General features: G+C 35.0%; 21 protein-coding genes. 11 read left to right on the forward strand and 10 right to left on the reverse strand.

Annotation, left to right across the window (positions count from 1 at the left end; genetic code table 11):
• Window positions 1-27 precede the first annotated feature (27 nt).
• From M983_RS14730 to M983_RS14740, 3 genes are all read right to left on the reverse strand, one after another.
• A complete protein-coding gene (locus M983_RS14730) occupies window positions 28-567 on the reverse strand; it encodes an AAA family ATPase (RefSeq protein WP_066752571.1) in 540 nt (179 codons plus the stop codon).
• Window positions 568-867: 300 nt separating this feature from the next.
• A complete protein-coding gene (gene mepS, locus M983_RS14735) occupies window positions 868-1,482 on the reverse strand; it encodes a bifunctional murein DD-endopeptidase/murein LD-carboxypeptidase (protein WP_066752574.1) in 615 nt (204 codons plus the stop codon).
• A gap of 373 nt (window positions 1,483-1,855) precedes the next feature.
• On the reverse strand, window positions 1,856-2,569 hold the full coding sequence (locus M983_RS14740; RefSeq protein WP_066752577.1) for a phosphatase PAP2 family protein: 714 nt from the start codon (window positions 2,567-2,569) through the stop codon (window positions 1,856-1,858).
• A gap of 360 nt (window positions 2,570-2,929) precedes the next feature.
• On the opposite strand from M983_RS14740, the gene M983_RS14745 reads away from it, so the two are divergent.
• Both M983_RS14745 and M983_RS14750 read left to right on the forward strand, forming a co-directional pair.
• Window positions 2,930-3,241, forward strand: a complete 312-nt coding sequence (locus M983_RS14745) for a hypothetical protein (RefSeq protein ID WP_066752580.1) — start codon at window positions 2,930-2,932, stop codon at window positions 3,239-3,241.
• A 240-nt stretch (window positions 3,242-3,481) separates the two neighbouring features.
• A complete protein-coding gene (locus tag M983_RS14750; RefSeq protein WP_066752582.1) occupies window positions 3,482-3,808 on the forward strand; it encodes a hypothetical protein in 327 nt (108 codons plus the stop codon).
• Window positions 3,809-3,976: 168 nt separating this feature from the next.
• On the opposite strand, the gene yeiP is transcribed toward M983_RS14750, so the two are convergent.
• The 5 genes from yeiP to M983_RS14775 all read right to left on the reverse strand — a co-directional run bounded on the left by yeiP (window position 3,977) and on the right by M983_RS14775 (window position 8,823).
• On the reverse strand, window positions 3,977-4,549 hold the full coding sequence (yeiP, locus tag M983_RS14755; protein WP_066752584.1) for an elongation factor P-like protein YeiP: 573 nt from the start codon (window positions 4,547-4,549) through the stop codon (window positions 3,977-3,979).
• 146 nt (window positions 4,550-4,695) lie between these two features.
• Window positions 4,696-5,937, reverse strand: coding sequence for a tryptophan permease (gene mtr / locus M983_RS14760; protein ID WP_066752586.1), 1,242 nt, complete (start codon window positions 5,935-5,937; stop codon window positions 4,696-4,698).
• Window positions 5,938-6,196: 259 nt separating this feature from the next.
• A complete protein-coding gene (locus M983_RS14765) occupies window positions 6,197-6,616 on the reverse strand; it encodes an NUDIX domain-containing protein (protein WP_066752589.1) in 420 nt (139 codons plus the stop codon).
• 88 nt (window positions 6,617-6,704) lie between these two features.
• Window positions 6,705-7,550, reverse strand: coding sequence for a deoxyribonuclease IV (nfo, locus tag M983_RS14770; RefSeq protein ID WP_066752591.1), 846 nt, complete (start codon window positions 7,548-7,550; stop codon window positions 6,705-6,707).
• Between the two features lie 187 nt (window positions 7,551-7,737).
• Entirely contained in the window at window positions 7,738-8,823 is a 1,086-nt protein-coding gene (locus M983_RS14775; RefSeq protein ID WP_245684050.1) for a YeiH family protein, read from the reverse strand.
• A gap of 192 nt (window positions 8,824-9,015) precedes the next feature.
• On the opposite strand from M983_RS14775, the gene yieE reads away from it, so the two are divergent.
• The 7 genes from yieE (at window position 9,016) to M983_RS14805 (ending at window position 18,164) form a co-directional block, all read left to right on the forward strand.
• Entirely contained in the window at window positions 9,016-9,909 is an 894-nt protein-coding gene (gene yieE / locus M983_RS14780; RefSeq protein ID WP_066752595.1) for a DNA-binding transcriptional regulator YeiE, read from the forward strand.
• A gap of 119 nt (window positions 9,910-10,028) precedes the next feature.
• Entirely contained in the window at window positions 10,029-11,516 is a 1,488-nt protein-coding gene (locus M983_RS14785) for an amino acid permease (RefSeq protein ID WP_066752598.1), read from the forward strand.
• A gap of 569 nt (window positions 11,517-12,085) precedes the next feature.
• Entirely contained in the window at window positions 12,086-13,093 is a 1,008-nt protein-coding gene (locus M983_RS14790) for a FecCD family ABC transporter permease (protein WP_425415199.1), read from the forward strand.
• Complete coding sequence (locus M983_RS14795; RefSeq protein ID WP_066752604.1) at window positions 13,093-13,881, forward strand: ABC transporter ATP-binding protein; 789 nt, start codon at window positions 13,093-13,095, stop codon at window positions 13,879-13,881. Before M983_RS14790 ends, M983_RS14795 begins: the two co-directional genes overlap by 1 nt.
• 159 nt (window positions 13,882-14,040) lie before the next feature.
• A complete protein-coding gene (locus M983_RS14800) occupies window positions 14,041-16,023 on the forward strand; it encodes a ligand-gated channel protein (RefSeq protein WP_066752606.1) in 1,983 nt (660 codons plus the stop codon).
• A 565-nt stretch (window positions 16,024-16,588) separates the two neighbouring features.
• A complete protein-coding gene (locus M983_RS17940) occupies window positions 16,589-16,798 on the forward strand; it encodes a hypothetical protein (RefSeq protein ID WP_074388182.1) in 210 nt (69 codons plus the stop codon).
• Window positions 16,788-18,164: an APC family permease gene (locus M983_RS14805; protein WP_066752609.1), complete on the forward strand. Its 1,377-nt coding sequence runs from the start codon at window positions 16,788-16,790 to the stop codon at window positions 18,162-18,164. Before M983_RS17940 ends, M983_RS14805 begins: the two co-directional genes overlap by 11 nt.
• Window positions 18,165-18,307: 143 nt before the next feature.
• Here M983_RS14805 and M983_RS14810 read toward each other — a convergent pair whose 3' ends face one another.
• Window positions 18,308-19,963 (reverse strand): alpha-keto acid decarboxylase family protein, encoded by a 1,656-nt coding sequence (locus M983_RS14810; RefSeq protein ID WP_066752611.1) that lies wholly within the window; start codon window positions 19,961-19,963, stop codon window positions 18,308-18,310.
• 149 nt (window positions 19,964-20,112) lie between these two features.
• Here M983_RS14810 and M983_RS14815 point away from each other — a divergent pair, with 149 nt between their 5' ends.
• On the forward strand, window positions 20,113-21,000 hold the full coding sequence (locus M983_RS14815) for a LysR substrate-binding domain-containing protein (RefSeq protein ID WP_066752613.1): 888 nt from the start codon (window positions 20,113-20,115) through the stop codon (window positions 20,998-21,000).
• A gap of 228 nt (window positions 21,001-21,228) precedes the next feature.
• Window positions 21,229-22,989, forward strand: coding sequence for a D-lactate dehydrogenase (gene dld, locus M983_RS14820; RefSeq protein WP_066752615.1), 1,761 nt, complete (start codon window positions 21,229-21,231; stop codon window positions 22,987-22,989).
• Between the two features lie 73 nt (window positions 22,990-23,062).
• Here the strand turns inward: dld and M983_RS14825 are convergent.
• Window positions 23,063-23,717, reverse strand: a 655-nt coding sequence (locus M983_RS14825; RefSeq protein WP_157091975.1) for a DUF4917 family protein, incomplete at its 5' end; no start/stop codon positions are given.

Here is a 23,717-nt window from a genome sequence, read left to right on the forward strand (position 1 = left end):
TAATAAGGAGAAGAGTGAGAAATAAAACTAGAATTGTGATAAAACGAAGTTAGCACGCTCTTCAATAGATAAGCATGGTATTTTAATTAAGTCATAACCATAGTATTGATATGCTTCTTTCATGGCATAATATGTGAGTTCTGCTTCTTTGAATGATTGTTTTCGTTCACTATCCTGTAAATAAATATCGTTCCAAGGTGGGATGATAAATACAGTTTCTATATAACGAAATATCTCAATCGCTTTTATCAAATGCTCAGAAATAGATAAATGATTTAAATTGAGATAACCTGCTATATCTGGAATACCCCTATCGAAGAAAAATAGCCCATTATAATTAGAAGCTTCATGCCATGAGCGTAATTCCCAATTCAACATTAATTCTGAAAAAGCACGCTGATCACCCCAAGGTAGCGCATTTCCACCAATGAGTGTTTGATCTTTAATAATGGCTCTTCCTGCTTCAATTAAAGTCGGAAAACCTTTTTTATTGAGCGCATTCAGTAAGCTACTTTTACCTGATCCTGGGCCACCTGTAATAACAACTCTTTGTAGTGTATTGGACACAATATCGTTCTCTATAATTGAGGAAAATTAAAAAATGAATTTAAGGATTTTGTAACAGATAAAAAGGATGTGAAAAATGCAGTCAAGTCTTGTTTAAAACACATACTGATAGTGAGAAACTTTATAGGAGAGGAGTAATAATAATATTGATATCAAATTAGAAATAGATATGAAAAATATAACAAACAAATAGGGGGAGACATAATACAGGTAGAAGAATATCAATGAGATATTACGAAAGACAAAGCCCCACGCTTAAACGTGAGGATTTCTGTACACGATAAGATATAAGGGACGTTTTTATCTTAAAGCATTTTGTGCATAGTTATTATTTGCAAGAGTAGTATCTTGGTTTTCAATTACTCTACGAGCTGCATAAAAACGCTTGTTCCAATATACATTACTCATCTCAGAGACAATAACACCGCTACTGGTTGAGGCATGAACAAATTTATCGTTACCAATATAGATACCAACGTGGCGCATTGTACGGCCAGTTTTAAATAGTACTAAATCGCCTGCTTGTAATTTTGAACGATTAATCTTAGTGCCAGAAAATTGTTGGTCTGATGTAGAACGAGGCAAGTCCATACCAAATTGATCACGAAATGTTCTTTGAACAAATGCGGAACAGTCGATACCATTTTTGGTATTACCACCGAGGCGATAAGCAACGCCTTTCCAGTCTGCATATTGGTCAAGTATCTTGGATTTAATATCAAGATTTTTCACCAATGATTCAAATTCATCTTGAGATGCTTGGGAAATAGAAGTGCTTGGAGATTTATTAAGTGGGGTATTGCTTGAATTCGCTAAGCGTGAATTTGCGTTCTGTGAGCTACATGCCGAAAGCGTAGCTACAACAATGAACGCCGGTATGAGCTTAAGCACTCTCATAAACGGTTTAGTTCTCATTGTGACAGATATCCCTTACATCCTTACGTGTATTAGATACACATGAATAATTCACCAAATAACCAGAGAATATAGTTTAACGTAACTCTAGCAACCCTATTGCGCAAAAAACGTGCTTTAGCGCACGTTTTTATTTTCATTAACTGAAACGAAATGCTGACTGAATAAAAGTGTACATAAAGAAAACTTAAATGGCGAGGGGAAACCCTCTTAATTTACAAAACATTAGATAATAAGATGCTAATACTTAAACTAGCCCACATTTTTTTGATGAAAAACACATATTTTTAGTAAAAATCTGAGTAAAAAAATAAGCGCATTAATATGCGCTTATTTTTTATCTATATAAATTTAAAAAATTCTATCAATTTATTTATAATTTCTTCTTGAAAGGAAGATATTTATCTAGTGAGTTAATAATGATATCGGATAATGGCGTTATCAATAACCAACTAGTTGTTATCAAGGTTAAAGGAATTGAACCCGCAAATATGTCTGTTACCCAATGTGCACCTGCTATAACGCGGGGTAAAGAAAAAATAACTGTAATTAAAAGTGCACATAAAAAAGAACGAAAAGAAAGATAACGCAGAATAAAACTACAGAATATGAGTAACATTAAAGCATGATCACCAGGAAAGCTATCGCCTGATGCGTCTTTCGTTGGAATTCCAGTTACTGCACCGACTTTATTTACATCTTGAAAATGAAGCGTAGGACTCGGTCTTTCAATAGGGATATTCTGTCCTATTTGATTAATAATCACCGCACTTATCACCATCACTAGACCAATAATAATGAGATGGCGCTTTCCTGCATAATCTTGTTTACGGTATGTATGGTAATAAATTGCGCCCATGGCAAGAACAATGACTAAATCAAATGCTCTATTATTAACATAAGCTATAAATGTCGCAAAAAAAGTGTTAGGCAACAAATATTGATTAAAATAATAAAAAATATGGGTATCTAGTGATATCCAAAATCCATTTATAGGATGAAGATACCAAGAAAAGAAGAGCAATAGCCCACAAACGTTAAGTAGCAAAATGACACCAATTTTTTGGTGGAGATTTGAAAGTTTCATAAATAATCTAATAGTCAATTTTGTATGTTAAGTAAATTCATGGATGATGGATTTACTGGCGTTGATTGGACTATAGTCAAAATAAAAAGAGAACTCTTTGCTTTAATTGCCTTTAACACTGAGTGCGTTAGTAAGTTAATGGGGTATTTCTTCTTTTGTCATTTCTTACATTTATATTGTTTAAAGTGAAATTATCAATATACATTTACGATAATCTTAATTTGATTGTTTTTTAATTTTTTTCGATCGTTAAATTAAATGAAAAGTTAAATAAAAAAATTAATGTGCCGATATTGTTTTTAGTTTTGCTGCATATTGATTTGATATTTTATCTATATTTCTATAAGCGAGAAATCGAATATGAAAAAAATAAATAGTGCAATAGCTTTTATCGCTTTATTATTAAGTATCTCCTCTTGTGCCAAGGAAAATAATATTATTGGTTCGGGCTCTATTACATTTGTAGGTGCTATAGTTGATGGGGGTTGCTCAACACAGTTAGATAAAAACAATTTTAAAACAAGTTGTTGGAACGGCGAAGAGATGAAAGAAACGAGTTATCAGCTATCGCCAAGCAAAAAAATTAATACTCATTTAAATAATAATAAAGGCACTATGGATATTAAATGGATTAACGATAAATTAGCTATCGTGAGTATTGTTTATAATTAAACTATTATGTATAGATATTAAATCAATATTTATAATATATCATTTTATTAGACTTGTAGTATTTCACTTAAGTTAAAATTTATTCGAATTATTATTTATAAATAACGCTAAGTAATAATTGATAGACATCAAATATTTTCCTTGTCGCTATTTAAATGTAACAATTTGTTGCTATTATGGATATATGTCGAGTAAGTATGATCCCCATACTTACTAGCGCAAACAAGAAGTGAGGTCGTTATGAAAAAATATCTGACCGTATTATGCAGTCTTCTCGTTTCCTGTTCGATATCATTCGCTTGGGCATCTGTACCAGAACAAACAATAGGTCAGATTTACTTAAGAGGCGCAATTGTTGATCCAGCTTGTGAGATGAGTTTTACTCTCGATAAAGCAGAATATCACTGCTATAAACACAATCAAGTGTTCACCTCAATACAACCTATTATTCCAAGCTCATTAACTCAATCACAATCTATGATTTTACCTCAAGATATGGGGAAGGCTGAAGTTCGTTGGATGGACTCTGAGCAGAAAAATGGGATTATTGATGTCCACTATTTTTAAGCGAAGAGGATAAATAACGGCTAGATCTCAGTATTTGGCGAAGAAGTATTGTATTAAAAGGCGTATTGTAATAAACAGGTCAAATAACCATTTAAAAGATATATTATCACGATTATCTGACCTATTTAGGACTTATTTAATTATACCGAGGAGGCGTATCAATCAATCTTAATCCGCACGCCCCATATAGCGTCGCTCTGCAATATGAATACGGATTTTATCGCCAGTAGAGAGATATTCAGGAACTTGAATAACTAATCCTGTCGGTAATGTCGCCGGTTTGGTACGTGCACTTGCAGAAGCACCTTTAATACCAGGAACTGTTTCGATAATTTCCATATCAACAGTTTGAGGAAGCTCTAATGCTAATACTTGTCCATCCATTGTTAATACTTGCATACCTGCTAAACCTTCTTCAGGAATAAACAGTAGCTCATCTTCAATTTGATCTTTTTTGAAGGTATAAGGTGTGTAATCTTCATTATCCATAAAGATATACTCATCACCATCAATATAGGAAAAACTGACTGCACGGCGTGTTAAGCTGATGGTTTCTATCATATCATCACCTTTAAAACGCTCTTCAACTTTTTGGCCTGTACGAATATCAGTAAAACGCATTTTATACAGAGTACTCGCACCACGTGCACTTGGCGCTTGAATATCAATATCTTTCACTAGCAATAATTTATTATTATAACTTACCGCCATACCGCGTTTAATTTCGTTGGCTTTTGCCATATAAAACCTTCCATAAAATAACATTGATGATAATGGCGACAAAATTACTCGCAGTATAGGCGCTTGGCAAGCGCTTCTCATAATTTTTATCAAATTAAAGAATTAAATAAAGAAACGAAGGCCAACAAAAGCTGGCCTAAGGTAAATTAGCGGTAGATAGGAAGTAAATTAAAACTTGCTAGTATATGAGCCGTAGCATTAATTAGACCGAATAAGATAATAAAGCCAACCATAAATAATCCACCAGGTGCTTTAAATCCTTTACCTGCATGTCGTTTACGACTTGCTTTCGCCATGAGAGCAGGAATGATAGCAGCCCAAATTGTTGCAGCAAGACCTGCAAATCCTATGGCATATAAGAAGCCATCAGGAAATACAATGGCGAGTATTGTCGGTGGAATAAAGGTCACTAAGGCTGTTTTTAAACGGCCCATTCCGTTATCAGAAAATTTAAAGAAGTCCGCTAAATAATCAAATAACCCTAAAGAAACACCTAAGAATGAACTCGCTAATGCCATGTATGAGAATAATTCTAATAAAAATGAGACTGATGCATTTGCTGTACTAATACGCATTTGTGCTAATAAATTACCAATATTCCCACCATCAGCAATCACTTGTTTGAAATCTTCACGAGGAATATTACCTTGCACTACAAACTGCCATAAAATATAAATAGCTAAAGAAATAAGCGTACCAATAAGTAAGCTTTTCATCACAGCCTTACCATCTTTACGATAGTAAGTTACTAATCCCGGTATATTGCCGTGATAACCAAAAGATGTCAGTAAATAGGGCAGAGCAGCCAATGCATAAGGTAAATATGATGCGTTACTATTATTGGTATTAAATAGCACAGGCATTTTTACTTCAGTAAATAGTCCACCAATTGCAAAAACAAAAGCAATAACCATTCCACCAATTAAAATAGTACTTAACCTATCTACAGCTTTTGTTGATAACCAAACAAAGAAAGCCACAATAAGCGAAAATACTAAGCCTGCAATAGCTTGAGGTAAGGTGATAATTTTCGAAAAATTCTGAACGATAATTGAACTACCAGCTGAAATATAAGCATAAGTCAGAATATAAAGAACAAAAGCAATTGAAAGGCCATTAATGGCGCTCCAGCCTTTACCTAAAAGATCTTTTGTTATCGTATGAAAGCTAGAGCCTAAAGGATAATGAAGATTGACTTCTAAGATCATTAACCCAGACATAAATAGGCAGAACCAAGTGTATATCAATAAAAAAATTGAGCCAGTAAACCAGACTCCAGAAGTCACAATAGGGATAGAAAACATACCTGCACCCACTGCGGTACCGGCAATAATCATAGCACCACCTAGCACAGATGGGCGTTTTGTTATTGATGTGGCTTCTGACATAGCATGTCCTTATTAAAAATAAACCAATGTACTAGCTTGATAGTATTGATGATACACGCTTGTTTTAAGACTGTAAATAGCGCTTATTATGCTAACTGGAGGAAAAATAGGATAAAAATAATACAGAAGGAAAATATTTTTCTACAAATCAATAGATTGGAAATCAATAAATCATCATGTTTAGTGAGTTTATTTATAATAGAAGCATTATTCTGAATATATTCTATCCAGAATAATGAGATGTCGTGATTAAGTTAGTTTATTGTGCTTGATAGAAGTGTTGACTTTGCCATAGTGCGATGGCATTGCGACTGGCCTCAAAATGCGGCTCAGGTAAATCTGTTGGTAAACACCAGCGAAGTTCTGAGCATTTATCGGGTTCCATTAACTTGGGTGTACCTTCTTGAAATTGTGTAACCATACAAATAGAAACGGTATGTTTTCCTTCTATTTTATAAGTTTCAAGATTATTGCTGATGCCAATAACAACAGGTTTTGGGATAATAATACCAATTTCTTCTTTTATTTCACGAATGGCGCATTGTTCAAATGTTTCACCAGGATCTACATGCCCACCAAAAATAGACCAATAGGGTGCATGTTTTCCACAACGTTTGCCTAATAATATTTCGCCTTTATCGTTGACGATAATTACACCAACTCCAACAACTACAGACATTTAGAACTCACTCCTTATTATTATTTTACATTAGAAAAGAACGAGAAAATAATTTTTATCAGTATTCTGTTTTAATATGATAAATTTCTTAGTTCTTTTCTTGTGATTTTAACCATGCAATTTCTTCAGGCCAAATATCTGGGTTAACGGTTTCTAATATAAGGGGAATACCATCAAAACGAGCATCTTGCATAATATAAGTAAACGGTATTCTGCCAATATTGCCTTCGCCTAAACTATGGTGTCTATCAACTCGACTACCTAATTCACTTTTAGCATCATTTAAATGCATTGCTTTTAAATATTGAAAACCAACAATTTTTTCAAATTCGCTAAATGTTTTGTTGCAATCTTCTACAGTACGTAAGTCATAACCAGCGGCAAAAGTATGACAAGTATCAATACAAACACCGACACGTGATTTATCTTCTACACCATCAATAATGGCGGCTAAATGTTCAAAACGATAGCCTAAGTTAGAGCCTTGACCTGCTGTATTTTCAATTACTGCGGTAACATTTTTTGTTTTATCTAATGTAATATTAATAGACTCAGCAATACGTTGCAGACATTGGTCAACATCTATTTTCTTTAAATGACTACCAGGATGAAAATTAAGTAATTCAATGCCTAATTGCTCACACCGTATCATTTCATCTAAAAAAGCGTCTCTCGATTTTTCTAAAGCTTCTTCTTCAGGATGTCCTAAATTAATCAAATAACTATCATGGGGTAGAATTTGAGCCGGTGAATATTGATAAAGTTCGCAATTCTTTTTGAATTTATCAATAACATCTGTTGATAACGGTGCCGCTTTCCATTGACGCTGATTTTTAGTAAAAAGCGCAAAAGCAGTCGCTTTTATTTCATGAGCACGAATGACGGCCTGATCAACGCCACCCGCAGCACTGACGTGTGCGCCAACATATTTCATTATTTCTCTCCTTTATTGTTATTTGGTTAACGATAACAAAAATATGCCTGCATAACATCCCATGGTAATGATATAGACAAAAGCGCAACACTAAGTTGCGCATTAAATAAACACTGTTTGTGATATATTATTGTTACGATATGGTTATTGGCCTAACCGACTTATATTACTTATATAATGAAACTACTTATATAAAGAAACTTTGAATAAGAAGATTAATCGCACTACCTCCTAGCGTTAACCAGAAAAAAAGCAATAAAGCGAGTAATAGAGGCTTCATTCCGGCTTGGCGTATTGCACTAATATGGGTTGTTAATCCTAATGCAACCATAGCCATTGCTAATAATACAGTATCAACAGTCACAATGACGTGAACTAGTGATACTGGGATTAAATTTAAAGAGTTAACACCTGCCATTGCAATAAAAAAAACGGCAAACCAAGGAATAGTAATTGGACTTTTTTCTTTTGTTTGATTGTTAGCTGTATTTCTTTTTTTGCTTAAATAAGTCGATAAAATAATTAAGAAAGGAGCTAACATCATCACTCGGATCATTTTACTAATTACGGCTGCATTTTCTGCTTCAGGACCTATTGAGTGTCCCACAGCGACAACCTGCGCGACTTCATGAATGGTTGAACCTGAAAAAATACCAAATGTTTCTTCATTAAAGGGTAACCATCCCATAAATGCATTTAAATGATAAAACCAAGGATAGAGAAAAATACCAATAGTACCGAAAATAACAACAGTTGATACGGCAACAGCAACTTGGCTTGCTTGCGCTTTTACCACAGGCTCTGTTGCCATGACGGCAGCCGCACCACATATACTACTACCAGCACCAATAAGCATGACGGTTTGCGTATCTAATGCAAAATATTTTCGACCGATCCACATTGCAATAAGAAATGTCGATGCCAGCATAACGGCATCAATAATAAGCCCTGTAGCTCCTACATCGGCAATTTGCTGAAAGGTCAGCCTAAAACCATATAAAATAATTCCAGCACGTAATAGATAATGTTTAGCAAATTTTACCCCATCTTCGCTATAAGGTTTAGCCACAGGATAAAACGTATTACCGATGATAATGCCAAATAATATAGCGAGTGTTAATGCACCTAATCCCATATTGGCAAACCAAGGAATATCACCAATATAAATAGCAAGAGCAGTTAATATCCCTGTTAATGCTAATCCTGGGATCCAACGATAAAGAGGTGTAAATCGTTTTTTTGCCAATATCTTTGGCTGACTTTGCTCTGACATGGAAAAACCTTTCTTATATGAATTTTGAATAAGCATATAACAAGAAATATTATTTATTAAACTCATTATATTTATAATAATTACCACTAAAATTAATATAAGTGATTTTTCTTAAATGTTCTTGGTGTGTTATGTATTTGTAGATAGTATGTAGCCAAGGTGATAGCAAGATAGCAATAAGGTGAAATGAGTATGCGAATTACGCTGCGACAATTAGAAGTTTTTACAGAAGTACTCAAAAGCGGTTCTACAACGCAAGCGTCACAACAACTGGCATTATCCCAATCTGCTGTCAGTGCTTCTTTAACCGATTTAGAGAGTCAATTGGGTGTACAGCTTTTTGATAGAGTGGGTAAACGCTTGGTGACAAATGAACATGGGCGATTACTTTATCCAAAAGCACTTTCATTACTAGAGCAAGCAACAGAAGTTGAGCAATTATTTCATGCTGGAAATGGAGCATTACGTATTGCTGCAAGTACAACGATTGGTAATTATATTTTGCCAAAAATGCTAGGTCATTTTCATCGTGATTATCCTAATATTCCGTTAGAAATGAATATTGGTAATACAGAAGATGTTGTGAAATTAGTAAGTGAATTTCGAGTTGATTTAGGATTAATTGAAGGGGCTTGCCAAAGCTCTGAATTAGTCAGTCAAAAATGGCTACTTGATGATATGGTGGTTTTTTGCTCGCCAGAAAATTCGTTAGCAAAAGAAAAAATAGTTACATTAGATTCACTGCAATCAGCCCCATGGATCTTAAGAGAAAATGGCTCAGGTACACGAAATGTGCTTAATCATATTCTTTTCTCATTATTACCAGGTTATCGCATTGAAATGGAACTAGGTAACTCAGAAGCGATTAAACACGCGGTAATGTATGGAATGGGTGTAAGTTGCTTATCACGTAGAGTTATCGAAGAGCAATTAAAGAATGGTTCATTAGTTGAGATAAAGCCAGAAGGTGTGACGCTTAAGCGTAATCTTTATTTGGTTTATCATCGACAAAAGCACCTTTCTGATGCATTAAAAAAACTGCTGACTTACTGTGATGCTGAACATTTAATCAGCAAGTTTGTGTAAATTGCTAATAATTGAAGCCCAATTATGAAGGTATCTTATAATCAGCGATCCTTACTATTCACAAACGGCAGATTTGTTACAATCCTCGCTAGGAAAGTGAATATAAAATTGGAAAGATAATGTCAGAACAACAATCGAGTACAGCCAAATCGGGCTCAGTACAAAATTTGCGTCGCGAATTAAAAGCGCGACATTTGGCGATGATCGCTATTGGTGGTTCAATTGGTACAGGACTTTTTGTGGCATCAGGCGCAACAGTTGCTCAAGCAGGACCTGGAGGCGCATTACTCTCTTACGCTTTAATTGGCATCATGGTGTATTTCTTGATGACAAGCTTAGGCGAGCTAGCTGCGTTTATGCCCGTTTCAGGGTCTTTCTCAACGTATGGTTCTAAATATGTTGATGAAGGTTTTGGGTTCGCATTAGGCTGGAATTACTGGTACAACTGGGCTGTCACCATCGCGGTTGACCTTGTTGCTGCACAATTAGTTATGCTTTATTGGTTTCCTGATGTTGATGGTTGGATTTGGAGCGCACTTTTCCTTGCTGTTATTTTTCTACTTAATTACATTTCTGTAAAAGGATTTGGTGAAGCTGAATATTGGTTCTCATTAATTAAAGTCACTACGGTGATTATCTTTATTATCGTTGGTATCGCAATGATAACAGGAATAATGAAAGGGGCTGAAAACGCAGGTTGGCATAATTGGGAAATCGGAGATGCACCTTTTGCTGGTGGTTTTGCTGCGATGATTGGTGTTGCAATGATTGTTGGTTTCTCATTCCAAGGTACTGAACTTATTGGTATAGCTGCCGGTGAATCAAAAGATCCTGGTAAAAATATTCCCATTGCTGTACGCAAAGTTTTCTGGCGTATCCTACTATTTTATATTTTAGCTATCTTAATTATTAGCTTAATTATTCCTTATACAGATCCTAATTTATTGCGTACGAGTGAATCTGATATTAGCGTCAGTCCATTTACCTTAGTATTTAAAAATGCAGGGATATTATCAGCCGCGGCTATTATGAATGCCGTTATTTTAACGGCTGTATTATCAGCGGGTAACTCTGGTATGTATGCCTCAACACGTATGTTATTTACGTTAGCAAGAGAAGGTAAAGCACCTAAATGTTTTGCTAAATTATCCAAAAATGGCGTTCCTCGTAATGCATTATATGCGACGACAGTTGTTGCTGGATTATGCTTTTTAAGCTCTATGTTTGGTAATAAAACAGTCTATTTATGGTTACTAAATACGTCGGGGATGACGGGTTTTATTGCTTGGTTAGGTATTGCGATTAGCCATTATCGTTTTCGTAAAGGGTATGTTGCTCAAGGTCGAGATCTTAATGCTTTACCTTATCGTTCAAGCTTTTTCCCTATAGGACCGATTTTTGCGTTTATTTTGTGCTTAACGATTACATTAGGCCAGAATTACCAAGCATTCTTAGAAGATAAAATTGATTGGTATGGTGCTATTGCAACGTATATCGGTATTCCACTTTTCTTAATTATTTGGTTTACTTATAAAATAGTGAAAAAAACACGTTTTATTCACTATAACCAAATGGAATTTCCTGAGCATATTGCGAATAAAAAGTAATCTAAATTACCTATAAAAAAGTAAAGTGTCTGTTTTGTGATGAAAATCACAATAAAACAGGCACTTTTTTATTTTATGTACAAATAATTATATCAATCTTATAAAAATTAAAATTATACTGTTAATCGCATTGATAAGTATTCTTGTTTGCTTTATTGTTAGCGCATAAATTTTATGTGGGCCAGTGATAAGCGTGCTATTGGTTGTAATTAAAATGCGCAATAAAATAAATCAAATATACATAACCCCTTCAATTACGCTATACAGCACATTTAACACTTACCGACATATAATAATTTATACAGCCGTTATTATTCACCGTATAATACTTCTGCGACTCATTTTTTTGTTTAATGCATTGTCGAATTTTATTACTCACATTTTGGGTTCTATAAAACAATTGATGAGTTGTACGTTAGGTTCTTCTCTCTATTTTCAACAGATAAGAACTGAAAATATACAAAAAAATACTAGGTACAACGGTTGATATGAGTACGATTTCAGAACAGCTAACCGCAAAAGAGCAGGAAAAAAAGAGCTCTGATAATGTGAAACAACATTATCGTAATATGATGAATAAACGCGTGTTATTGCTGGGTGTAATTATTTTAGTTATTTGTGGCTCCTTAATTATTGATTTTACCATGGGGCCTTCAGGATTATCGCTAGATAAGCTGTTAACAACGCTGTTTCAACCAGAACTTGTTGATGCAGGCTCTAGAGTAATTGTTTGGGATATTCGTTTACCTTATGCCTTAATGGCTGTGGTAGTCGGTATGTCTCTTGGGTTAGCGGGTGCAGAAATGCAAACTATTTTAAATAATCCACTAGCAAGCCCATTTACACTAGGTCTATCTAATGCAGCTTCATTTGGTGCTGCATTAGCTATCGTTTTAGGAATTGGTATACCGGGTATTCCTGATCAGTGGTTTATTTCAGCAAACGCATTTATTTTTGCTCTATTGTCAGCGTTATTACTTGATGGCATTACTCGTTGGACTCGAGTTCCCACCTCTGGTGTTGTGCTATTTGGTATTGCTATGGTGTTTACTTTTAATGCACTTGTTTCAATGATGCAATTTATTGCCACAGAAGACACCCTGCAAGGGCTCGTTTTTTGGACTATGGGCAGTTTAGCGAGAGCAACATGGGTAAAACTGGGGGTTATGACGGGGGCTTTTGCGGTCATTATGGTGATTTCATGGATGAGTTCGTGGAAGTTAACCGCATTGCGTTTAGGTGAAGATAGAGCGATTAGCTTTGGTATTGATGTTAAGCGCTTAAGATTAGGCTCATTATTACGGATTAGCATCTTAACCGCACTTGCTGTGGCGTTTGTAGGACCTATTGCTTTTATTGGTTTAGTTGCACCACATATTGCGCGCATGATGTTTGGTGAAGATCATCGCTTTTATCTACCAGCAAGCGCATTAATCGGTGCTTTGGTTTTATCATTAGCGTCAATCGCATCTAAAAATCTTATTCCTGGTGTCATTATTCCTGTTGGAATTGTCACTTCATTAGTTGGGGTACCATTTTTCCTCAGTATGATTTTGCGTCATAGAGGGAATATCTAATGATTGAAGGATTACAAATTCAAGATTTTAATGCAGGTTATGCTAAGCATCTTATTATTAAAGAATTAAATGTAGAGCCATTACCTAGAGGTAAAGTCACTGTTTTATTAGGGCCAAATGGCAGTGGTAAATCAACATTATTAAGAGCGTTAGCGGGATTAAATAAATCATCTGGTGTCGTTAAATTAGATGATCAGAATTTAACGACAATGAATTTTGCTCAACGTGCACAAAATGTTGTTTATTTACCACAAACATTGCCAGCAGGTGTACATTTGCATGTTTTAGAATCCATTATTGTTGCTCAACGTGCCTCAGGTGGATTGCATAATGAACATAGCGAAGCACAAGTTATGCATTTATTGAAACAACTGGGTATTGAACATTTAGCCTTGCGTTATTTAGATGAGTTATCGGGTGGTCAAAAACAATTAGTTGGGCTCGCTCAGTCATTAATTCGCCAACCATCATTATTGTTATTAGATGAGCCATTAAGCGCTCTCGATTTAAATTATCAATATCACGTGATGGATTTAGTGGCAAAAGAAACACATCGTCGAAATATTATTACGGTAGTTGTTGTGCACGATATAAATATCGCATTACGACATGGCGAACATATTTTGATGCTAAAGCAAGGACAATTAATAGCACAAGGCGAACCTAGTGAAGTGATCACCACAAATAACCTTGCAACGGTATACGGTGTAAAAGGCAGATTGGAATATTGTTCACAAGGAATTCCGCAAATAATTATTGATGGATTAGTGAATCAAATAGAGCAGTAAAAAATAAAAAGTAGTAATAGGGAATAAATAAATACGGATATAAAAATAATATTAATATAACTGTGGGTAATTAAGTTTATTTATTATCCTTTTTAGAGCAATTGTCGATCAATCCACCTATATAAAACTGAGAGAATATATATTCTTGGAGAATCGGGAATGGTAGTGTTACATAAAAATAAAATCGCGCTTGGCGTTGTTGCTGCAATTGCTTCAAGTTTTGTCATGACTGCATCAGCAGAAGATATTGAAAAACTCGTTGTTACCACAGCATCAGGTTTTAAACAAACGGTTGAAGATGCACCTGCTTCTGTTTCAGTTGTGACGCGTGAACAGCTAGAAACCAAAGCATACCGTGATGTTACTGATGCACTAAAAGATGTGCCTGGTGTATTAGTAACAGGTGGGGGTAGTAGCTCGGATATTAGTATTCGTGGTATGGATGCGAAATACACGATGATCCTGATTGATGGTAAACGTGTTGCATCACGTGAAACGCGTCCTAATAGTGATAACTCAGGTATTGAACAAGGTTGGTTACCACCATTACCTGCAATTGAACGTATTGAAGTGGTTCGTGGACCTATGTCTTCACTTTATGGTTCAGATGCAATGGGGGGGGTTATCAATATTATTACCCGTAAAGCGCAAAAAGAGTGGAACTTCAGTGTGCGTGCTGATTCTACTATCACTGAGCGTAAGAACGAGGGTAATACAGGACAAGGGAGCTTCTATGCAGCGGGTCCGTTAGTTGATAACTTGCTTAGCTTAAAGGTTCAAGGGCAATATTCTCATCGTGGCGAAGATAAAATTGTTAATGGTTATAATCGCCAAATCACAGGTAGCGGCGGTGGTACATTAAGCTGGACTCCTGATGAGAAAAATACGGTTGAATTTGAGTTCAAAAAAGAAAACCAACATCGTGATTCTCGTGTATGGCATTCTAGATCATCAGCACCAGGTCGTGGTGGTAAACCAGCAGAAAGTGACTTCTCTAAATATGAACTCACTCATTATGCTATCACACATGATGGTATTTATGACTTTGGTACCATGAACACTTATGTTCAACGTGATGAGAATAAAAATCCTGGTCGTAAAATGAATTATGATGATACGATCGCACGTAACCAAACCGTCTTTATGCTTGCTGATCACACATTAAGTGTGGGTGGCCAATATCGTTATGAAGAACTAAAAGACGAAGGGAATCACTTACAAGGTAATAAATTAGATCGCTATAGCTGGGCTTTGTTTGCTGAAGATGAATGGGCAATGACCAATGATTTCGCTTTAACTGGCGGTCTGCGTATGGACAAAGATGAAAACTTTGGTACTCACTGGACACCACGTGTTTACGGTGTTTGGCATATGGCTGATGAGTGGACATTAAAAGGTGGTGTATCCACCGGCTATCGTTCACCAGATTTACGCCAAGCGACTAATACATGGGGACAAGTTACGGGTGGCGGTCGTTTAGATGGCGTTATTTTTGGTAACGCTGATTTGAAACCTGAAAAATCAGTGACTGAAGAAATCGGTATTATCTGGGATAACAGAGATAATTTAAACGCAAGCATCACAGTTTATAACACTGATTTTAAAGATAAAATCATGGAAAAGCGTGTTTGTGAGAAAGACTCAGCTAGACCGTGTGAAGCAGAAGATGGGTTTGGTCATGTTTATGACTTTATTAGTACCCGCCAAAACGTTGATAAAGCCAATATGCGCGGTGTTGAAGTGACAGGTAACTGGATTATTTCACCACAATGGAATATTGCAGCAAACTATACTTACACAAGTACAGAACAGAAGAGTGGTGACTTTAAAGGTAAACCTTTAAATAAACAGCCTCGTCATATGGCAAATGCGACCTTAAACTGGGAAACAACACCAGAAATGGAAACATGGGCTCGCATTAACTTCCGCGGTAAAACATCTAATTATATGTCGCGTTCTGATATGGCGAAAGGTACACCGTCTTATGCATTTGTTGATATCGGAACAAGCTATAGTTTAACCAAACAACTGAATATTATCGGTGGTGTATATAACGTATTAGATCGTCGTATTAACTACGAAAACTTTAATACAACATTAGAAGGTCGTCGTTATAACATTGGTCTTAACTATAACTTCTAATTAATACCCTCTGTTAGTTTGTGTCGAGAAAGGCTCCTATATTGGAGTCTTTTTTCTTTTTATAAATAGACAATATGAAATAACAACCTGATTTTTAATCACTTATTTTTATAAAAATAGGGCTTAGGGTTTAACAATTTGTTCATATTAATCTTATTGTATCGTTATAAAAATAAGTATACATTATAATTATTATATATCAGTTAGTTAAGAGACTATCGAGCATTATTTTGTAAAAAATAAGACAATATTATTGCTGTATTTTTTATTATTATTACATAATATGCGTTAATAAAATGTAATAGAAAAAGTTACTGTTTCTTTTTAACCAAAAATATCGTAAAAAAAATCATTATTTCATGAAAATCTATTGCTATTTAAGTTTTAGGCGTGCAAAATGCGCCCACTAAAAATATGACTGATGCGTTTAAAGAGCATCGGTTTTTTTTTGCTTTTTGTTTATTACTACACCAAGAGGTCAGACTTTTTGAGTCTGAATAGATAACACATTTGATTAGCAGCCAGCCCCTTAGAGAAAGGGTTGTCGTGATAGAGGAATGCTAATATGATACAATTATTCTCTTTCGCAGTTGCGCCTAGCGGCACCTGCGGTAATGATGACTACGGGGCACGGCGTCTCCTACAAACGCTCATCTCCTCAAAAAATCCTTTCTATTCTGCCTATAGGCAGATGCGAAGTCTTCCCAGTAACTGTCGGTTGAGTTTATCGAGTACTCAGTACGAAGTTATGGGAGGGTTCGCTAATGTCAGATAACGTCATTTCCTCTATCGGTAAAAATCAAACCGGTGCTAATAATCGCGTTCAATTACGCAAAACATTAACCCTAATGCAAGTGGTTATGATGGGATTGGCATTCTTACAGCCAATGACTATCTTTGATACCTTTGGTATCGTTTCAGGCATTACTAATGGGCATGTTGCGACGTCTTACGCTATTGCATTAATTGCAATTTTATTTACAGCAGTCAGCTATGGAAAATTAGTTAAGCGTTTTCCATCAGCAGGTTCTGCCTACACTTATGCACAAAAATCTATAAATCCACATATCGGTTTTATGGTGGGCTGGTCATCTCTGTTAGACTATTTATTTATGCCAATGATAAATATCCTATTGGCTAAAATTTATTTAGAAGCCATATTCCCAGGCGTTGAACCGTGGATCTTCGTAGTGGTTCTTGTTGGCCTTATGACCTTCTTTAACTTACGTGGTATTAACGTTGTTGCTAACTTAAATACAATTATTGTAATTGTACAAGTTGCAGTAATGGTTGTATTTGTTGGGTTACTTATTTACGGTGTTCACAATGGTGAAGGTGCAGGGGAGTTATGGACAATTCGTCCATTTGCATCAGTAGATGCCCAATTAATACCAATGATCACAGGTGCGACAATATTGTGCTTCTCATTTTTAGGTTTTGATGGAATAAGTACACTATCAGAAGAGACACCGAATGCAGGTAAAGTTATTCCTAAAGCTATTTTCTTAACTGCATTAATTGGTGGTTTAATCTTTATCGCAGTTTCATACTTTTTACAGCTTTATTTCCCAGATATTTCAAGATTTAAAAATCCTGAAGAATCACAACCTGAAATTATGCTGTATGTCGCAGGTGCGTTATTCCAGTCAATTATCTTAGTCTTCTCTTGTGTGACGGTATTGGCATCAGGAATGGCGGCTCATGCAGGTGTTGCGCGTTTACTCTATGTCATGGGACGAGATGGTGTATTCCCACAAAAATTTGGTGAAGTGCATCCTAAATGGCGTACTCCTGCATTTAATATCTTGCTTGTTGGTTTCTTAGCACTCGGCGCGATATTCTTTGATTTGGTGACAGCAACAGCGTTAATTAACTTCGGTGCGCTGGTGGCATTTACCTTTGTGAATTTATCCGTTATTTCACAATTCTATATTCGTGAACGCCGAAATAAAGGTATTATGGATAATATTAATTATCTATTATTACCTATTATTGGTGCAGCTACAGTGGGTGTGCTATGGATAAATCTTGAGCCTCAATCGATGAAATTAGGATTAATTTGGGGTGCTGTTGGAATACTTTATATGGTGTGGTTGACTCGTCGTTTCCGTCATCCTATGCCTCAGATGCCTGAAAAATAAAGTACGTAGTCCTATTACTAAGTACATTTATTAGTGCTTTAAAAATGGCCTCACTATTGAGGCCATTCTTTTATCTTTAAAATATTATTTTTAAGTTTATCTATATTTGTATTATTTTCCTACTTCACTTGTTTTTTTATTCTTTAAAAGGAATAGAGTGCACTTTTAAATTCATTAAGTTTTTGAGCTAATTCTGATGATTCATATTTGTCAGTCACAATCTCAATATAGCAAGCACTTGTATTTGAGCTTGCAATTTTTAAAGCCTCATCTAATTCATTTGTTGAGGTCACTTTTTGGCAATACCAATCAGTAGCACCAAACGCTTGTGGTAATTGGTGATAATTCCATTGAGCCAAATCGTTATAATACGCATCTGGATAATCACATAATAATCTTTCGATTAAATAGCCGTCGTTATTTAATACTAAAATAATAGGTTTTAATCCAAAGCGAATAAACTGGCTAATTTCTTGTACTGTTAATTGATGTGAGCCTTCACCAGTCACTAAAATAATACGACTTTCAGGAGCAGCAATTGCAGCGCCAAAAGAAGCGGGTGTAGCCCAACCAATCGAGCCCCATAACGTTTGATTATGAATTTTAGCGTTTTCAGGTAACAGGGCAAAGCCTAACCCCATTGAACATGTACCTGTTTCCGAAAAAATAATGTCATTAGGTTTAAAAAAAGCTTCTAATTTAGGATAGAGATATTCTGCAGTGATTTTTTCGTGGTGAAATTGTGTATTATTATTTAAAGATTGAGCTTTAGGAATAGAATAAATTTTATAAGATAATGCCTCTATTAAGCGTGTTATCACATCATCCATATGTACCGAGGTAAACTTCTCATCTCCTATTTCAACATAATCAGGCATGATATTAATAAACTGTTCAGGGTTTATTTTTGCAGTAAAGCAACCTGTATTGAAGTCACTTAAAATAGCACCTATTCCAATAATATATTCGCTATTTTCAACAAAATTTCGCACCTGTGGTGTCATAAGCTGACCATCATACATACCCACATATTGAGGGTGAGATTCACTTAAAACACTTTTATCCATAAACATAGTGGCAAAAGGTAATCCTGTTTTATCAATAAGGGTTTGTACTTTTTCATCAACACCAAAGCGAGAAGATAAAATACCAGGAAGTACACAAATTTTTTCACTGTGAGTTATTTTTTTTATAATAGTGGAGATCGCTTTTTCTAAATTTTCTTTATTGCTAACAGATGAAACCGGTGAAACAACGGATGTATTTTGGGGGCTATTGATGGGCATTAATGCATAATCTGAAGGTATACCAATATAGACAGGACGACGCTCTTTTAAGGCAGTATTGATTAAACGAGCTGTTTCTTCGATACAATTATCAGGTGTTAATATCGTATGAGCACAAGCAAGGCGTTGACCTAATTCGTAAAAAACATCAAAATCACCATTACCAAGGGTATGGTGAACAAGCCGTTTACTATTTTGTACTCCACTTGCAGGCATACCCACTAAATGAAAGATAGGTAAATTTTCGGCATAAGCACCAGCAATACCATTAATTGCACTTAGCTCACCCACACCAAATGTAGTAGATAACGCCGCTACGCCTTTTACTCTTGCATAACCATCTGCGGCATACGCTGCATTTAATTCATTACAATTGCCAATCCAACGCATACGTTCACTATTGCAGACAGTATCTTCTATTGGAAAAGCATAATCACCTGCAACGCCAAAAATATCATGTATACCTAAGTCATATAAACTATTTAATAAGTACTTAATAACGGTATTGCTCATGTAATCTCCTGAAATCACAAAATAATAAGCTACTAAATAATAGCTAGATGGTTAGAATATGCTTAACTACTATCTTTATTTTTTTGATTATGTGAAATGGTTTATTATTATTATGGGTATAAACAAATGTAATAAGGTAAAATTTTCTTATGAATATTCGTTCGTTACGTTATTTTGTTGAAGTTGTGCAATTAAATGGTTTTAGTAAAGCGGCTGATGCATTGTTTATTACTCAACCAGCAATTAGTCGCAGTATTAAAGCATTAGAAGAAGAATTAAATGTAGAATTACTTGTTCGTGAAGTAAATGGAGTGCAATTAACGGATGATGGCGCAATATTATTTGAGCATGCCAAAATCATTATTTCTCAATTTAATAGTATGAATAAAGCGTTACAGGATAAATCAGGAAATTTAACAGGGGTATTAAATGTTGGTTTACCGCCTGTCATTGCTTCGACTTATTTTGCAGATATTATTATGGCATTTAGTTCTCAGCACCCTCAAGTTGAATTAAAAATACAGGAGTTAGGGACAAAGCAAATGGAGGAGGCGATGACAGAAGGTGCCGTAGAAACGGCCGCGGTGATGCTTCCTTTTAATAACAAAAACTTTGATTTAACGTTATTTGCAGAAGATCGCTTAATGCTATTAATTTCAAAAGATGACCCATTAGCGATAGAAAAAGAAATCTCTTTTAACTTACTCGTTAATAAAGCTTTTATTTTTTTCTCTGAGGATTTTCGTATTAATGATTTAGTACGTAGTGCTTGTCGAATTTATAATTCAGAGCCAATTATTGCAGGTCGAAGTAATCATTTAGATCTTATTATTGCTATGGTAAAAGCAGGGGTGGGGATTACTTTGTTGCCTGAGAGTATGTGCAGTAAAAATCCTGTTGATTCTTTAGTATTTATTCCCGTTATAGAACCTGAATTATCTTATCAATTAGCGCTTGCTAATCCTAAAAATAGTTATCAAAGTCGTAGCTGTCAAGCGTGGAATAATTTAGCACTAGAAAAATTAATAGTAAATTAAAGCGTTATGATTAATAGAGAGTATATTAAATATTTTTTTCATGGTTGAGATATAAAAATATAGAAGATAACTTCTTTGAAAAGAAACATCCTATTTTCTATAGTACTTGATTATTGCCGTATAAAAATGGGTATACTGGAAATACGTTAATATTTTATTAGTTTCCTCTGAGTATAATAAAGACTAATAAACCAAGTTATCAGGCAAGACAGAAATAGGATAGGGAAAATGAATGAGAATAATAGTTCAGCGAATCAACATTTTATTCGTAAGTTAGAAGGTATCGTTGGTAAGAAACAAGTATTAACTCAAGCCCATAAAACAGAGCGTTATCGAAAAGGATTTCGTTCAGGACAAGGTAATGCGCTAGCCGTTGTTTTTCCCGGTAATTTATTAGAACAGTGGCGTATTTTTAAAGCCTGTGTTGACGCAGATAAAATTATTATTATGCAGGCTGCAAATACAGGATTAACGGAAGGTTCAACACCGAGTGGTAATGATTATGATAGGGATATCGTTATTATCAGTACACTACGTCAAGATAAAATACAGGTACTTTCAGAGCACAATCAAGTCATCGCTTTTCCTGGCAGTACATTATGGCATTTAGAAAAAGTGCTTAAGCCACTAGGTAGAGAGCCACATTCTGTTATTGGCTCCTCATGTATTGGTGCATCAGTGATTGGAGGTATTTGTAATAATTCAGGTGGCGCACTTGTTCGTCGGGGTCCTGCATATACTGAGCTTTCTCTTTACGCTCGTGTTAATGAACAAGGTGAAGCTGAATTAGTGAATCATTTGGGTATTGAGCTAGGAAAAACACCTGAAGAGATCTTGACTAATTTGGATAATCGTCATTATCACGTTAAACAAGTACAAACCACAGAAAAACTCGCTTCTGATCATGAATATAAAGAGCGAATTCGTGATATAGATGCTGATACTCCATCACGATTTAATAATGATGAACGGCGCTTATATGAAGCTGCGGGAAGTGCGGGTAAATTATCTGTATTTGCAGTAAGGTTAGATACATTTCCTGCTGATCATCGTACTCAAGTTTTTTATATTGGAACCAATGAGCCTTCTGAGTTAGAAGATATTCGTCGCCATATTCTTAGTCATTTTGATAAATTACCTGTTGCAGGTGAGTATATGCATAGAAGCTATTATAAAATGGCTGAAGTTTATGGGAAGGACACATTCTTAATTATTAATAAATTAGGAACAGATAAAATGCCAGCACTCTTTTCAATGAAAGGTAGAGTGGATGCCATATTAAATAAAGTACCTCTATTACCTAAAAATATGAGTGATAGAGTAATGCAATTTATGAGTAAATTATGGCCTGAACATTTGCCCGCAAGAATGACAGAATATCGTGATAAATATGAACATCATTTAATGCTAAGAATGGCTGATGGCGGTATTGATGAGGCATCAACATTTTTAAAAGAATATTTTAAAAATGCCTCTGGCGATTATTTTGAATGTACAGAAGAAGAGGGAAATAAAGCATTCTTACATCGATTTGCGGCTGCTGGGGCTGCTGTTCGTTATCATGCTGTACATGCAAATGATGTTGAAGATGTGCTACCTTTAGATATTGCTTTACGCCGTAATGATAGAGAGTGGTTTGAAAAATTACCGCCAGAAATTGACGATAAAATATTATATAAACTTTATTGTGGACATTTTATGTGTCACGTAATGCATCAGGATTATATTATTAAAAAAGGCGTTGATGCTAAGGCATTAAAGGCAGAAATGTTATCGCTACTTGATAAACGAGGTGCTCAATATCCCGCTGAACATAATGTAGGTCATATGTATTACGCTAAACCGCCATTAGCTGCATTTTATAAACATAATGATCCTACCAATAGTATGAATCCAGGTATTGGTAAAACATCAAAATTAAAGTATTGGGGTGAAGAACCATGTGGATGTGGGAATACTCATAATGAAGACGGATTTAAAAAGAAATAAAAAACAATAGAAATCATCATATACCCCCAATAGAATTATTATCTTATTGGGGGTAATTTTAGAAATTTATATTTTAGTCATTAGCCCATAATTGTGCACTATCATGGGCAATAAAATAGACAGTCAAATCATCTGGATTGATATTATATTGTTGTAGCGTAGAATAAAAATAATTACAGGTATTTTGAACATTATTATCCATATATACAACTATTCCAAGATGTCTAATTTTATTAAATGGGATTTGTTTGAGGATATGTTCATCATGAGTTCCCATACTCCAACCTAAAATAAGAAGACTATCATTTATTGTCGGAATGGCTTCATGATAAATACGAGTAAGGTAATTACTAGAACGAATGGTTTTTAATTTATCCTCGCTAGTTCCTTCAGAGACAAAGAGCGGTGAATAATTATTATCATTCCAATTATTACTAATTTGGTCGATTAAGTTATTACTATTATTAATTGTTAATTTTAATTCTTCATCATTTTCATCTTTAGCTAAAATAAGATTACCATGAGGATAAAAAACAAGACTAGAGGTATTACCTCGATATTCACGGAAGTCTTCAAAATCCTCGTTAAAATATCGATGAGTAAAACAATCTTTAAAAAGAGGATAAGGATGATTATCGTTAACCTGCATAATCGTCCAATACAACATAATATCGTAGTTTAAGCTGAAAATAGTATTAAATTGTTTAATAAACTGGGCGCAATTATTT

This window comes from Proteus myxofaciens ATCC 19692 (genome assembly GCF_001654855.1).
Lineage (GTDB): Bacteria > Pseudomonadota > Gammaproteobacteria > Enterobacterales > Enterobacteriaceae > Proteus > Proteus myxofaciens.